This window comes from Nitrosomonas sp. Is79A3, from assembly GCF_000219585.1.
In the GTDB taxonomy this organism is placed as follows: Bacteria; Pseudomonadota; Gammaproteobacteria; order Burkholderiales; family Nitrosomonadaceae; genus Nitrosomonas.
Genome location: NC_015731.1, coordinates 3298551 through 3313967 on the forward strand (window position 1 = coordinate 3298551; position 15417 = coordinate 3313967).

The 15417-nt window shown below is 47.0% G+C and carries 14 protein-coding genes; 12 read left to right on the plus strand and 2 right to left on the minus strand.

Going from position 1 to position 15417, the window contains the following annotated elements:
- Positions 1 to 129: 129 nt before the first annotated feature.
- Positions 130 to 2862, minus strand: coding sequence for a preprotein translocase subunit SecA (gene secA, locus NIT79A3_RS15390; RefSeq protein ID WP_013967066.1), 2733 nt, complete (start codon positions 2860 to 2862; stop codon positions 130 to 132).
- Positions 2863 to 3119: 257 nt separating this feature from the next.
- A complete protein-coding gene (locus NIT79A3_RS15395) occupies positions 3120 to 4037 on the minus strand; it encodes a peptidoglycan DD-metalloendopeptidase family protein (protein ID WP_013967067.1) in 918 nt (305 codons plus the stop codon).
- Positions 4038 to 4071: 34 nt separating this feature from the next.
- Between NIT79A3_RS15395 and NIT79A3_RS15400 the strand changes: the two genes are divergently transcribed.
- The 12 genes from NIT79A3_RS15400 to NIT79A3_RS15455 all read left to right on the plus strand — a co-directional run bounded on the left by NIT79A3_RS15400 (position 4072) and on the right by NIT79A3_RS15455 (position 15340).
- A complete protein-coding gene (locus NIT79A3_RS15400) occupies positions 4072 to 4536 on the plus strand; it encodes a DUF721 domain-containing protein (protein ID WP_013967068.1) in 465 nt (154 codons plus the stop codon).
- A 284-nt stretch (positions 4537 to 4820) separates the two neighbouring features.
- Positions 4821 to 6677 (plus strand): RNB domain-containing ribonuclease, encoded by a 1857-nt coding sequence (locus NIT79A3_RS15405; RefSeq protein ID WP_013967069.1) that lies wholly within the window; start codon positions 4821 to 4823, stop codon positions 6675 to 6677.
- A gap of 89 nt (positions 6678 to 6766) precedes the next feature.
- The gene (locus tag NIT79A3_RS15410; RefSeq protein WP_013967070.1) at positions 6767 to 7684 is read left to right on the plus strand and encodes an energy transducer TonB; all 918 of its coding nucleotides are present in this window, start codon (positions 6767 to 6769) and stop codon (positions 7682 to 7684) included.
- 60 nt (positions 7685 to 7744) lie between these two features.
- Positions 7745 to 8560, plus strand: a complete 816-nt coding sequence (aroE, locus tag NIT79A3_RS15415) for a shikimate dehydrogenase (protein ID WP_013967071.1) — start codon at positions 7745 to 7747, stop codon at positions 8558 to 8560.
- A gap of 334 nt (positions 8561 to 8894) precedes the next feature.
- Positions 8895 to 10334, plus strand: coding sequence for a magnesium transporter (mgtE, locus tag NIT79A3_RS15420; RefSeq protein WP_013967072.1), 1440 nt, complete (start codon positions 8895 to 8897; stop codon positions 10332 to 10334).
- Positions 10335 to 10344: 10 nt separating this feature from the next.
- Positions 10345 to 10857 carry a hypothetical protein gene (locus tag NIT79A3_RS15425; protein WP_013967073.1) on the plus strand — a complete coding sequence of 171 codons (513 nt, stop codon included), beginning with the start codon at positions 10345 to 10347 and terminating at the stop codon, positions 10855 to 10857.
- Positions 10858 to 10961: 104 nt separating this feature from the next.
- Complete coding sequence (locus tag NIT79A3_RS15430) at positions 10962 to 11630, plus strand: NAD(P)H-dependent oxidoreductase (protein ID WP_013967074.1); 669 nt, start codon at positions 10962 to 10964, stop codon at positions 11628 to 11630.
- Positions 11631 to 11877: 247 nt separating this feature from the next.
- Positions 11878 to 12123: a VF530 family protein gene (locus tag NIT79A3_RS15435; RefSeq protein WP_013967075.1), complete on the plus strand. Its 246-nt coding sequence runs from the start codon at positions 11878 to 11880 to the stop codon at positions 12121 to 12123.
- Entirely contained in the window at positions 12120 to 12332 is a 213-nt protein-coding gene (locus NIT79A3_RS15440; RefSeq protein WP_013967076.1) for an RNA-binding S4 domain-containing protein, read from the plus strand. The genes NIT79A3_RS15435 and NIT79A3_RS15440 overlap by 4 nt, the downstream gene beginning before the upstream one ends.
- An 80-nt stretch (positions 12333 to 12412) precedes the next feature.
- The gene (gene rlmKL, locus NIT79A3_RS15445; protein ID WP_013967077.1) at positions 12413 to 14608 is read left to right on the plus strand and encodes a bifunctional 23S rRNA (guanine(2069)-N(7))-methyltransferase RlmK/23S rRNA (guanine(2445)-N(2))-methyltransferase RlmL; all 2196 of its coding nucleotides are present in this window, start codon (positions 12413 to 12415) and stop codon (positions 14606 to 14608) included.
- 167 nt (positions 14609 to 14775) lie between these two features.
- Entirely contained in the window at positions 14776 to 14970 is a 195-nt protein-coding gene (locus tag NIT79A3_RS15450) for a CopG family transcriptional regulator (protein ID WP_013967078.1), read from the plus strand.
- 52 nt (positions 14971 to 15022) lie between these two features.
- Positions 15023 to 15340, plus strand: coding sequence for a type II toxin-antitoxin system PemK/MazF family toxin (locus tag NIT79A3_RS15455; protein WP_348225776.1), 318 nt, complete (start codon positions 15023 to 15025; stop codon positions 15338 to 15340).
- The last annotated feature ends 77 nt before the right edge of the window (positions 15341 to 15417 follow it).

A 15417-nucleotide genomic window follows, 5' to 3' on the forward strand; every position in this document is an offset into this window, starting at 1 on the left:
ATTTACAAACTATAAACTACAAAAGCGCGCAGTATACCATAACCATATTAAGGATTATAGAGGACTTAAACGTATTTCAATGGAGCAAGCCAACAAAATACACACATGGCAGCTTGTTTACTTGAATAACTATTTAACCTTTCCATGGCATTGCTTATATTTTTTACCAGAACCACAAGGACACAATTGGTTACGGCCAACTTTTTCATTTTGGCGCACAAAAGGTTGTGTTCTCTCATCTTGAGTCCTCTCGAACTCTGTTTCCTCAACCAGTGCTTCCTTGTAAGAATCATGATGAAATTGAATATTTTCTGGTGATCGAAGCGACTCGGCCACGGCCTCTACCTGCTGCTCACTCTTTATTTGCACAGCTAAAAGTATTTTCGAGACCTCATTTTTGATCTCTTCGAGCATATTGGTAAAAAGCTCAAAAGCTTCACGTTTATATTCTTGCTTTGGATTCTTCTGCGCATAACCACGCAAGTGGATACCTTGACGCAAATGATCCAATGCTGCGAGATGTTCCCGCCAATGCGAATCAAGGCTTTGCAACATTACAGCACGTTCATAGTGATGCATCGGCTCAGCGCCCACCGTATCGACTTTCGCTTGATATTGCTCATTTGCAAGGTCAATAATACGTTTTAACAAGTTCTCTTCATGCAACTCTGGCTCTTGCTCGAGCCATTTCTGCAGAGGAAAGTGCAATTGATATTCCGCTGCAAGCGCTTTTTCCAATCCCTGCACATCCCACTGCTCTTCCACACTTTGAGGTGGAATATATAAACTGAATAGATTACTTAAAACATTCTCACGAATTGCTGTGACTGTTTCCGAAATATCATGATTTTCTTCTAATAATTCATTACGCTGTTGATAAATTACATTACGCTGATCATTAGCCACATCATCAAATTCCAGCAGCTGCTTGCGCATATCAAAATTTCTCGCCTCTACCTTGCGTTGAGCATTTTCGATAGCACGAGTAACCCACGGATGTTCAATAGCTTCTCCTTCGGGCATTTTGAGACGCGTCATAATGTTGGCAACACGGTCAGATGCAAATATACGCAGCAAAGGATCCTCAAGTGAAAGATAAAAACGACTGGATCCTGGATCCCCTTGCCTGCCTGAGCGCCCGCGCAACTGATTATCCACTCGACGTGACTCATGTCGCTCAGTACCAATAATGTGCAAGCCGCCTTTACTCAGAACCTCTTCATGCGCTACTTTCCATCTCGCATAAGCTTCATTAATCTGCTTTTCTTTTTCTGCTTCACTTAATTTTTCATCATGCCGTATACGTTCAATTTCCGGCTCAGGATTACCCCCCAGTACAATATCCGTACCACGGCCTGCCATGTTGGTTGCTATGGTAATCATTTTAGGCCTGCCAGCTTGTGCGACGATATTCGCTTCACTGGCATGTTGTTTTGCGTTCAAAACCTGATGCGGCAGTTTCTCCCGTTCCAGTAACTTGGACAGCAATTCATTATTCTCGATGGATGTTGTACCCACCAGAACCGGTTGCCCATGCTCATAACATTCCTTGATTCCTTGAATCATCGCTTCATTTTTTTCTTTCGTTGTACGAAACACCTGATCCATACGATCATCACGAATCATCGGGCGATGCGTCGGAATGATAACTGTCTCCAATCCATAGATTTGCTGGAATTCTGCAGCTTCGGTATCAGCAGTTCCGGTCATACCGGATAATTTCTGATACATGCGAAAATAATTCTGGAAAGTTATTGAAGCCAGCGTCTGATTCTCTTTCTGAATTGCTACACCTTCTTTCGCTTCTACAGCCTGATGCAACCCATCAGACCAGCGGCGGCCAGCCATCAAACGTCCAGTAAACTCGTCGACGATAATTACTTCACCATTCTGTACGACATAATTCTGATCCAGAAAATATAAATTATGTGCGCGCAAACCTGCATTCAGATGATGAATCAAATTGATATTAGCTGGATCATAAAGACTGGTTCCCGACTTCAGCAAACCAGCTGTTGCCAGCAACTTCTCAGAATGCTCGAAACCAGCCTCGCTAAGAGTAACCTGGTGAGTTTTTTCATCCACACTATAATCGCCTGGACTCTCTTCTGTTTCTTGGCGCGTCAGCTTAGGGATCAAGGCATTAATACGCACATATATTTCCGTATCGCCTTCTGCCTGCCCCGAAATAATTAATGGCGTGCGTGCTTCATCAATCAGGATGGAATCCACTTCATCCACAATTGCAAAATTGAGCAAACGTTGCACACGCTCATAAGCATGCGCCACCATATTGTCACGCAAATAATCAAAGCCGTATTCGTTGTTAGTGCCATAAGTGATATCAGCGGCATATGCGGCTTGCTTATCACTGTAGGGCATTTGCGCATAAATCACACCCACGCTCATTCCGAGAAACTGATAGATTTTTCCCATCCAATCCGCATCACGCTTTGCCAGATAATCATTCACAGTGACGATATGCACACCTTTACCCGCCAGAGCATTTAGATATGCAGGCAAAGTTGCCATGAGGGTTTTACCCTCGCCAGTACGCATCTCAGAAATCTTGCCCTCGTGCAATACCATGCCGCCAATGAGCTGCACGTCAAAATGGCGCATTTCCAGCACCCGTTTACCCACTTCACGGACCACAGAGAATGCTTCGGGTAATAACACATCCAATGATTCTCCATTATGAATGCGCTGCTTGAACTCATCTGTTTTGGCACGTAATTCAGCATCCGACAAACCCGCGATAGCTGATTCCATTTCGTTAATAATACGCACGGCTTGAGAATACTGCTTAACCATCCGGTCGTTACGGCTACCAAAAATCTTCTTAAGTAGATTACTTAGCATAAAGTCTCTAGAAATTCTATTTAAACAATTAGTTTAAAAAACAAAGGGTGAGATTTTACCTCACCCGCAAAAATACTTTAATGAATTATCGACTAAATTTTAACCATTTATAGAGTGGATTAAAATCTCTTAAAATAAAACTCAAACGAAACTCACCGCTAAAAGCAACTCTGGTTCTAAGAAGCGCAACGATCAACCGAAGAACATTTAATAATAAAGACGCATACATGAAAAATCAGCAGTTCCTTAAATTCGCTTTAGCTCGTTTTTTTTAAAAATTTGGATGGATTAAGGGGTTTGTCTTTGTGTCTAATTTCGAAATGCAGATGCGCGCCTGTAGAACGTCCCGTATTACCTACTTCAGCAATCTTCTGCCCCTGCAATACGACCTCCCCGAGTTCTACCAAACGTTTCGATGCATGCGCGTAACGACTCACCAAATCATCTCCATGATCAATCTCAATCATATTACCATATTCAGCGTGTCGATCTGAATAGACCACCACTCCACCCGCTGCAGCTTTTATCGGCGTACCTATCTCAGCAGAAAAATCCACGCCTTCGTGAAACGCTCTCTTTCCCGTAAATGGATCAATTCGATATCCATAACCCGATGAATACCAATCCGTCTCAACTGGCATCTTCGAAGGCAGAACATATTTTGTTAATCTGTCATGACGCAATAAAGAATCTAATGCACCCAGTTTATCTGTCCTTTCATCCAACATATTCGATAATTCCTGGAGCTTATGATTAAATTCAGCAAATGTTAATTCTTCAGACGATTGATCCGTCCGTGCGCCGCCCTGCCCCGGAATTTCATTAAATAAGAAGTCTCTCGACTTGATACCGGAAGATTCTGCCAAACGTTCACCCAATGCGTCTAAGCGTAATAATTGCGCTTGCATTTGACCCAACTTAATGGCCATGATATTCAAGTTATCTTGCAAATGGGTTTGAATTTTTTGATGTCTTTCCTCTTGGGGATTGACTAATACCGCTCTTAATACCGGTGCATCGATCCGATCAGCGTAACGGAGTGAAAAAAAGTTTAGACTCAGTGCTAAAGTCACGATAACGAATAGTAAAGCACTTATTAATATTGCAATGTGTAGCCTGGTTAATGTTATCTTTCTCGCTCGTTCTGATTTATTAGAAATAAAAATAATATTCATATTTTGTATTCATTGGATATTTTTAAATAACCACATGACCTCTTATAAAGTTAATTCTTATCTTAATCTTCTTGGCAAAACGCCCGAATATGAAAACCTATTCTCTTTAGCTCAGCAATTATATGCAGATCAATTAATATTCTCTAAACTTGTTCCCGCGCAATTAGCGCAGCATTGCATCTTGAGTAGAACTTCGAATGGCAAGCTGACAATAATGGCTGAGAATGGCGCTATTGCTTCAAAACTTAAGCAAATGTCACCCTCAATACTGCTCAAGCTACAAGAACTAGGATGGGAAGTTACTTCAATTCAAATTTTGGTGCAAGCACATAACTTTGCGAAAAATACAAAAACACTTGCAGATAAAGGATATACCAAGGAAAAATTAAAATTGAGCCAGACCGGAAAAGATTGTTTAAGTCAATTAGCCACGACTTTGCCTGATTCCGAGCTAAAAAACACTATCCAGTCATTTGTAAAAAAACACAAAAACGATTAAATTCTATAACTTTATCTTTTTTAATACCTGTAGCTTTCTGAAGTCCTGCCAACAGTCCCAGCCGGTTCCTTGAGAAAGGCTGGCACTATTTCTGGCAACAATTGTCTACTGCTTTTTATCTTTGGCAAACGTCTCGTATATAATGCTGAATTGTTGATCAGGTTTATACATCACAAAAAACCTTCATGAATTGTATGTCAAACCTTTAATTTTCCGATGATGGCTCAATTTCTCCCGATGCAGTTCTGCTCTAATTGTCCTACCGCAATGATAAAAGCAATCTTATGAATGTTTTTTACGAAGAAGCTGGAACCTTTAAGGTTGGTGCCATACTGGCTGATAACAATACCTCGTTACAGATTGAGGCTGTGCATGGCAAACGGTCAAAGATCAAAGCAACGTCAGTGCTATTCCGATTTGATGCGCCGCCTTTATCCGAATTCATGAATCATGTGCAAGAAATAGTCGATGAATTGGATCCGGATTTTCTCTGGGAATGCTGCGCACAGGATACAGAATTTGCCAGCGACACTCTGGCAGCCGATTACTTTGGCCATACGCCCAATCCGGTTGAAGCTGCGGCCACTTTGCTGCTGCTGCAAAACGCGCCGATGTATTTCTATAAAAAAGGGCACGGACGCTACAAAGCGGCACCACCGGATGCACTTAAAGCAGCTTTAGCCGGTCAGGAAAAAAAACGCCTGCAAGCTGCGCAACAAGCCTGTTATATGGAACAATTAAATCAGTTTGTTCTGCCAGAGGAATTTAAACCGCGCATCCCTAATTTACTTTACAAACCGGACAAAAACACGATTGAGTGGAAAGCACTCGAAGCGGTCTGTACAGAAAAAAAACTCACCGTCATAAAACTGATGGAAAAGTGTGGCGCCATTCCGTCCTCACACGATTACCATTTCAATCAGTTTGTCTGGGAACATTTTCCTGAAGGCATCGGATTTGGTGAACTCGAACCGCATCCGGCAGCGAACGATTTCCCCGGCTTACCCGCCGCAGATGTGGTTGCATTCAGTATCGACGACGCCTCAACGACGGAAATTGATGATGCTTTTTCTGTGACACCTTTAGCATTTGGCAGTTTCCGCATCGGCATACATATTGCAGCGCCAGCGCTGGGAATCGATCCTGAGTCAACCCTCGACAAAGCCGCTTCATCGCGCCTGTCGACGGTTTATCTGCCCGGAAACAAAATCACCATGCTGCCGGATGTAACGATTAATCACTTCACATTAGCTGAAAACCGGTTGTGCCCCGTGCTTTCCCTATATCTTGATGTAGCGGATGATTTTACCGTCACAGCTACGGAGAGCCGGATTGAGAAAATAAAAATTGCAGCAAATTTACGTCACAATTCACTCGAACCGTATTTCAACGAAGCCACATTAAGCAAAGGAGACTTTGAACACACCTTTAGCAAGGAATTGAGCCTGCTGTGGAAATTTGCCTGCAAGATGGAAAACCAACGCGGCAAAGCCAGTGATACGAATAATGACAAAGTTGATTATAGTTTTGAAATCAACAATGACCATATCACAATCAGCGAACGCCGGCGCGGATCTCCCATTGATAAAGTGGTGTCCGAGCTGATGATTTATGTCAATACGGAGTGGGGCAAACAATTGACCGACGCGGGCATTACCGGCATCTTTCGCAGTCAAGCTAATGGCAAGGTCAAAATGAGCACTTCACCCGCCCCTCACCAAGGATTGGGAGTCTCGCAATATGCCTGGAGCAGTTCCCCCATGCGGCGTTATGTTGATCTGATCAATCAGCGGCAACTCATTGCCATGTTGCGCGCCGAACCGCCGCACTATACCAAGGAGAGCACCAGTCTCTTAATCGCAATGCGAGACTTTGAAACAGCCTATGGAATTTATAGCGAATTCCAGCGGGCGATGGAACGTTACTGGTGTTTGCGCTGGCTATTGCAGGAAAAAATTCAAATCATCAATGCACAGGTTATTAAAGAAAATTTAGTGAAATTTGATCATATTCCATTCGTTACACGGGTACCTTCACTCCCCGAGATGGCGCCGAATACTTACGTCAAACTTAAATTATCTGAAGTGGATCTGCTGGAGCGCAGCTTGCACGCAGAATTCCTGCAAAAACAGGATACATAAGCTACTCTCCAAATTTATGATGAATCGGCTGCCTAAAATAATATAATTGCATGATATTAGCTAAGACTTAATTTTCAAGGTTTAACCCTTTGGCTGTTACCATTCAAACACACGAAACCACCTCAGCAGCGCCGGGCGGTTATCTAGCTTCCGAAACCAATCGCATGATTGTAGCGATGGTTGCTTCCATGCTAATGCATGTCATCATTTTTTTGGGGGTGACTTTTCAGTTCCCTCAACCGAAATTCGACAAAATTGCGTCATCCCTGGAAGTTGTGCTGGTTAACAACAAAACACTGACCAAACCGAAAGAAACCGAATTGCTTGCGCAAGATAATCTGGACGGCGGCGGCAACACGGACGCCGATCGCCGGGCAAAAACACCCTTTCCGGTACTGCCCAAAAGCAAACCGGTTATCGATAACAACGCAGCCCAGCAAAAATTTAAGCAACTGGAGCAGGAAGCTAAGAAACTGATGGCTGCGGTCAGCGATAGCCCGCAAATCGAACAACCTAGCGAACACAAGAACGAAGCCGAAAGCAAGCCAGTCACAACAGATCCGGCTGAGTTATTGCTGCGCAGTCTTGATATCGTCCGTCTCAGAGCACAGGTTGATCAAGATCATGATGACTACCAAAAGCGCCCGAAACGCAAATTTGTCGGGGCGCGCACCAAAGAGTACCGCTTTGCGCGCTATGTCGAGGATTGGCGCTTAAAAGTCGAACGCATCGGTAATTTGAATTACCCCGAAGCCGCCAGAAAAGATAAACTCTATGGCAATTTACAGCTTACCGTCAGCATTCGGGCGGATGGCAGTGTGGAGTCGATTGAAATCAATCGCTCATCCGGAGAAAAAATCCTCGATGACGCCGCCATCAATATTGTAAAACTCGCCGGACAAAATGGATTTGCGCCTTTCCCGCCTGATATCAGTCAGGATACGGATATCCTGCATATTACCCGCACCTGGGTATTTGCCTCTTCGGACATGCTGCTGAGTCAATAGTCATTCATGAGCAACCGGAAACGGTTCTTAATTCCAACTTAACCAGGTATTCCTCTATCCATGCTCGATTCTTATGCCGTGATTGGCAATCCCATTTCACATAGCAAATCCCCCTTGATCCACAAAACCTTTGCACAACAGACAAACCAAGCGATGCAGTATGCCGCGCTTCTGGCGCCACTGGATGGTTTCCAGGCAACTGTGGAAAGCTTTCGTCAGCAAGGCGGCAAGGGCATGAATGTTACTGTGCCATTCAAGCTGGAAGCTTACCGGCTGGCCACCCGCTTAACGGAACGGGCGACCATCGCGCAGGCGGTCAATACACTTAAATTCGAATACGATGAAATTCTCGGTGATAACACCGATGGCGCAGGATTAGTCCGCGACATCGAGAACAATCTTGGAATTCCCATCGCAGAAAAACGCATATTGTTGCTGGGTGCTGGCGGTGCTGCACGCGGCGTCATCCTACCGCTGCTGCAACAAAAACCTTCGCTGCTGGCGATTGCTAACCGCACCCGCGGAACAGCAGAGGCACTGCAGGATCAGTTTAGTGCTTATGGAAATATTGTTATGCATATTTTTATGCCTTCTAATGCGCATTTTGACATTATCATCAATGCCACTTCCGCCAGCCTGCACGATGCGCTGCCTGAAATACCCGCCGGTGTTTTTGCGCAAGCTACACTCGCCTACGATATGATGTATCGCCAGGAGTCCACGCGCTTTCTCAAATTTGCACAACAAAATGGCACGCGTCAGATAGCGGATGGTATCGGCATGCTGGTGGAACAAGCGGCTGAATCCTTCTTTCTATGGCGCGGCATCCGGCCCCAAACAAAACCGGTGATTGCCATGTTGAAATCACAGATCTGAATGCATGCTGCACGAGCGGATGCTTTTCCGATTAAAAGCGGTTCTGCAGAAGTTCCATCAAACCACTTTTAGCCATTTCTGAAAAATCCGCCTTCGTCATTCCGAACGCAGTGAGGAATCTTTAGGGATCAACAGTACAGATTTCTCGCAATGCTCGAAATGACAGTGATTCAGAGACTCCTTAAATGATTTCACTATCCATCGGATAATTTAATGGTATTGGTATCGTAGGGAGGGTTATACTTTCCGGTCATCAAACTGCAAACTGTTCCGCGTATAAACGCGCTGGGCTGACTCACAATAATACTAACTGTCTTGCAAGTGACAATCCGTTATGACCGAAAACGATACCAACGACCCGGAAAACGTACCGACCCCGCAGCAACAAGTCACCTACCTGTTGCGTAAATACAAATTGGTCGAAGGCCTGGTGAATTTGCAGGATGCGCCGGAAGAATCGCTGGCTGAATCCACGGTACAGAAACAAAATCTGTTCGAGCTGCAAGCCTTTTTGGATCAACTCCACCCTGCGGACATCGCGCTGATTCTGGAAGCATTGCCGCTGGAAGACCGGCTGCTGATCTGGAGCATGGTCAAATCGGACCGGGACGGAGAAGTGTTGCTGGAAACCTCCGATGCCGTGCGTGCCACACTGATTACCGACATGCACAATCAGGAATTGGTCGCGGCGACGGAATATCTGGATGCTAACGAGATCGCCGATCTTGCGCCCGATTTGCCGCAAGAAGTCATGGACGATGTTTTCCGCTCGCTCCCTGTGGAAGAACGCGAACAACTGCGTGCCGCCATGTCGTACCCGGAGGATTCCGTCGGCGCATTAATGGATTTCGATGTCATCACGATTCGCGAAGATGTCCGGATAGAGGTAGTTCTGCGCTATTTACGCATGTTGGACGAAATGCCGGATCATACCGATCAGCTCTTTGTGGTCGACCGGAATGAACAATTGAAAGGTGTGCTGCTGATCAACCGCTTGCTCGTCAGCGATTCGGACACCCTCGTTGCCGATGTCATGACCAACGAAATAATCAAATTGCAACCGGACGATGTCGCCCAGCAGGCTGCCAATGCATTCGAGCGTTACGATCTGGTTTCCGCTTCCGTAGTGGATGAAAACGACAAATTACTCGGTCGCGTCACCGTCAACACCGTGATCGATTTTATCCGCGAAAAAGCCGAGAATGAAGCGTTGAATTTAGCGGGTTTGAGGGAAGAGGAAGATCTCTTTGCGCCAGTCTTAAAGAGCGTTAAAAATCGCTGGGTCTGGTTGGCCATTAACCTGGTCACCGCTTTCATCGCCTCCCGCGTCATCGGCGTGTTTGAAGACTCCATCGAAAAACTGGTCGCGCTCGCCGCACTGATGCCGATCATCGCCGGCATTGGCGGAAACTCAGGCAATCAAACCATCACCATGATCGTGCGCGCGCTGGCGCTCGATCAAATCAACACCAGCAGCGCCTGGAAATTGATCACCAAGGAAGTCGGCGTCAGTATCGTCAACGGCCTGCTGTGGGGAACCATCGTCGGCTTGTTTACCTTCGCCATTTACCAGAACGCCGAACTGGGTCTGGTCATGACCTTGGCGCTGGTGTTGAATCTACTGCTGGCAGCGCTACTCGGTGTCCTGATCCCGCTGACTCTGCGCAAATTCGGGCGCGATCCGGCCATCGGTTCCAGCGTGATGATCACCGCCGTGACAGACAGTGGCGGATTCTTTATTTTTCTAGGACTGGCAACTATCTTTTTGCTATGAATGGACAATAATGGCGTATACACCACATGAGAGATCTCAAACGCACATAAGCGTCAAACTAAAATTTTGGTTCTTTAAGCACTATTGGTGGTTGCTTTGTATCGTCATTGTGTCCACTTGCGTCATCTTGATTGTGTTGAAAGAACCCATAACAACGATCGCTACTGTGATCGGTGCATTACTCTCTTTAGTCTACTTTCTTCAGAAGCAGAAGCTTGAAGAATTACGCCTGTTCCGAGAATTATTCAAAGAGTTTAATGCACGATATGATGAATTGAACGAGCAGTTGGCAAGTATTCTCGAATCCAAGGAAGTAGAAATCTCAGTACAAGAGATGGAAACATTGATTGATTATTTCAACCTTTGTGGAGAAGAGTATCTCTACTATACAAAAGGCTACATTGATCCATCAGTCTGGGAAGCTTGGTTCAATGGAATGAAGATCATTTTCTCAAACCCAAAAGTACAGTGCGTCTGGTCGGCAGAGAAAAAGACTGGCTCATACTATGGTTTACCACTTTAGGCAAAACAGGTAGATACTTAACTTCTCCATCGAGAGGATTGGCACCAGATTAAACTTAGTAATTCAAACATTATGCACATTCTAAAAATGTATATAGAACACCCATGAAATTCCTGATCTTCCTGGGCACAGTCCGAGACAGCACACCACCCAACCCTCCCCGGCTGGGTCTGAGAGTCGCGAAAGCTTGTTTGGCGCAGATTCACCAAGGCGACATTTCGGTGGAACTGATCGATCCACTGGATTTTGATCTTGGCTCGATATTCAAACCGCACTTTGCTTACGCGCGAGACATAGCGCCCGCTCAACTCCAATCTCTAGCGGACAAAATCGCAGCCGCAGACGGCTATGTCATGGTAAGCCCGGAATACAATCATTCGCTGAGCCCGGCTTTGGCGCATTTGCTCAATCACTTCGGCAGCTCGCTGTTTTCGTATAAACCCAGCGCGATTGTCACTTATTCGGCGGGGCAATGGGGCGGTGTCAGGGCCGCGGTGGGCATGCGGTCTTTTCTGTCGGAGCTGGGTTGTTTACCAGTTTCGGCAATGATCCATATTCCCAAGGCACATGAAGTGCTCGCCGAAGACGGAAATTTTCTCGCGTCCGTCGATGCGGAAAGATGGACGAATTATTTTTCCAGATCCTTCGCGCAGCTCACTTGGTGGGCATCCGCCGCCAAAAATCAGCGGAACGAAGTCGACCCGCACAAGCTGGTGCCAGCATTCAAAAGAGATCCCTCGCAAAGAAATTCTCCCTCAAGAAACTCTGAATAACCCATCTTTGTCATTCTGAACATAGTGAGGAATCTTTTCGAATCAACCGCATAGATTTCTCGCTCTGCTCGAAATGACAATTTTTCAGCTCCCTTAGTGAATGAATTATCCAACAGCGCTAGGCAAACCATCGCTCCCGCAGGCTGCGCGCTGAGCAGGGAAAAGTCTAGCGGGTGTTTCAAATGCTTCATGCCCGAGTGATTGCTCCACGTATAATACAATCCAGTTAACTATTCACCCTGTCACCATGCCCGGCCCCGAAAGTAACAAACACCCGCAAACCAAAAACCCCTTGCAAGGCGTTACCTTGGAAACACTGTTGACCGAGCTGCATGCGCAGTATGGCTGGGAGGGATTAGCCAAAAGGGTAGCTATCAATTGCTTCAAGCAAGATCCCAGCATCAAGTCCAGTTTAAAATTTCTGCGCAAGACGCCCTGGGCCAGAGAGAAAGTCGAAGCCCTCTACATCCAATTGAAACAAGGTAAATCATGAGTGAGTTCAGTCTTAAAGGGCACGACACGATCGCATTGAATGATCTGCTGAAGATCACCGGCCTGTGCGGAAGCGGCGGCGCGGCCAAGGTGGTGATCGCCAAGGGCAAGGTCAAGGTGGATGGTCAGGTTGAGTTGCGCAAAACTTGCAAGATTCGCAATGGCCAAGTGGTGGAATATGCTCGAGAGCAAATCACCGTAACACCCTGAGCGATTCGATTCAAAAAAGCCAGCGCGGTGGCAGCACATTCGAGTATCCTACGCGGCTATTCAAACCACAGCCGCGAATCATGACGCAATACCAACTCTTCGCCACCACGCCGAAAGCGATGGAAGGCATACTCGCCAATGAAATCCAAGCGCTCGGCGGGAAAAATGTGCAGCAAAAAATGGCCGGTGTGGCATTCCAAGGCGATCTGGCGATGGCGTATCAAGCCTGCTTATGGTTGCGCACCACCAGCCGCATTCTATTGTTGCTCAGCAGCTTCGAGGTTAAATCGCAACAGGATCTCTACGATGGCGTGCAACGCATCGACTGGTCTGAGCATCTGAACGCTGATGACAGTCTGGCGGTATCGTTTAACAGCAAGAATAATCCGGCAATCAACAACACGCATTTCGGCGCGCTTAAAGTAAAGGATGCCATCGTCGATCAGCTGCGCGCCAAGTTTGGCAGCCGCCCCAATGTCGATACCGAGTACCCCAGCATCCGCGTCAATGTCTATCTGCACAACGACACCGCGCAGTTGAGCCTGGATTTATCCGGCGAGAGTTCGCATAAACGCGGTTACCGCGAAATCAGCATTGACGCACCGATCAAGGAAAACCTGGCAGCGGCCATTTTGCTGCGTGCCGGCTGGCCGGAAATTGCCGCGCAAGGCGGCTCGCTGCTCGATCCGATGTGCGGTTCCGGTACGTTACTGGTAGAGGGCGCGCTGATCGCCGGGGATATTGCACCGGGCTTACAACGCGATTATTTCGGTTTTCTTGGCTGGAAACAGCACGACACCGTGCTCTGGCAAAGCGTTTGGGACGATGCGCAGCAGCGCCGCGAGATTGGCCTGGGTAAATTGCCGGTGATCGCCGGTTTCGACCAGGATCGCCGCACCGTCGCTGCCGCGTTGCAACATGTCGAAAATGCCGGATTGTCAGGCAGAATCCACATCGAGAAACGTGACATTGCCGATGCTTCCGCGGCAGAAAGCTGGGCAAAAGGGCTGATCGTCTGCAACCCGCCGTATGGCGAACGGCTCGGCGATGAAGAACAAGCCGCCTTGCTCTACCGCCAGTTTGGTGAGGTCTTAAAGCAACGCTTCGCCGGTTGGCAGGTGGCGATGATCATCGGCAATCCGGAACTGGGCTTCCGATTGGGCATCCGCTCGCAAAAGCCGATCACACTGTTCAATGGCGCATTGGAGTGCAAGTTATTGCGCTTCACGATCGAGGAAAAAGCTTTCTTTGAACCAAAAGCCAAATCGCAACAGGAGCGCATCGAACACATCAGCCGCCGCGCCCAGTCCGGGCAAGTCGACAGCCAAGCGGAGATGTTCGCCAACCGCTTGCGCAAGAATCTAAAAAAACTGACCAAGTGGGCCAAACAAAATCAGATTCATTGCTACCGCCTGTACGACGCCGACCTGCCCGAATACGCGGTGGCCGTGGATGTGTATCAAGGCGAGCAAACCTGGGTCAACGTGCAGGAATACGAGTCACCGAAAACGATCGATCCCGCCAAGGCCAATCAGCGGCTGGCCGGAATCATGGCGGAGATACCCAAAGTGCTGGAAATTTCTCCCGATCAAGTTTTTCTAAAAATACGCCGCAAGCAGAAAAGCACCGACCAATACGAGAAACAAGGCGATTCCCGCCGCTTTCATGTCGTGGAAGAAGGCGGCTGCAAGTTCTGGGTAAATTTCGAAGACTATCTGGACACCGGCCTGTTTCTCGATCACCGGCCGTTGCGTTTGCTGATCCAGCAGCAAGTCAAAGGCAAGCGCTTCCTGAATTTATTCGCCTACACCGGCAGCGCCACGGTACATGCGGCGATCGGCGGTGCAACGGCGAGCGTCACAGTGGATATGTCCAACACGTATTTGGATTGGGCCAGACGAAATTTCGTCCTCAATGACATCCGCGGCGATCACAAGCTGGTGCGCGCCAATTGCGCGCAATGGCTGGTCGAGCAAGCCGGTGCCAAACCCAAACCGCAGTTCGATTTGATCTTCCTCGATCCGCCCACTTTCTCGAACTCCAAGAAAATGGACGAAGCTTTCGACATCCAGAAAGACCACGTGCAACTGATCCGTAACGCCGCCGCCCTGCTGGCATCGGACGGAATCTTGTATTTCTCCACCAACTTCCGCCGTTTCAAAATGGACAAGGAAGCGCTCAGTGATTTAATCATCGAAGACATCAGCGCAAAGATGATACCGGAGGATTTCGCCCGCGATGCCAAGATTCATTATTGCTGGAAAATTTCTCGTTGAGCTTCTTGCAGGGACAAGGCAAGTATTCCACCGGTTAAGGCAAATAAACGCAGGTCAATTTTTCGTGATTGGCGCACCTGCATGCGTTCACGTATCCTGTCCGTACTGGACAACGATCATGCTTCTTCGTATGATCAGATTGTTTTCACATAAGTGTGAGTTAAATTATGACACACCGAACCACCATCACTCTGGATGATGAAATTTTTGCATTTCTAGATCATGTTGCCGGTGATAACCGTAGCGTTTACATCAATGCGCTTTTAAAGCAAGAACGTACTAATCTCCTCAAACAGGCATTAATCAAAGAAAATCAGGAAGAAGCGGGAGATACGGATTATCAGGAAGAATTGCAGTCATGAGAAAGCACCCTGTCCGATGGTCTGACCAATAACTGAATTCGAGCAACTGGATATTCACTGGATAGATCTTGAACCGGCAGAAGGTGCAGAAACCAAGAAACTGAGACCGTGCGTGATTGTTCAAGGCGATCTTGTAAATATACACTTCAGAACACTGATTGTTGCTCCTCTGCTACCGAACCACAAACCCTGGCCTTTTGCAGTAAACCTTGAACCAACCCAAGAAAACGGTTTGGATAAAAACCGTCATATCAATCTTAAGCAATTACGTGCTGTTGATGTTTCAAGAATTGGCAAAAAACAAGGAAAACTGGAAAGTCAGTATATCGATACTATAAAAGATGCCTTAACTATTGTGTTTGATTTGTAAAGCCCGGTAGGATTTGCCTCCTTGCGGCCGGCACATCCTACCGGGCGGAAAGTATCCGCAACACTCGATGGCATTGG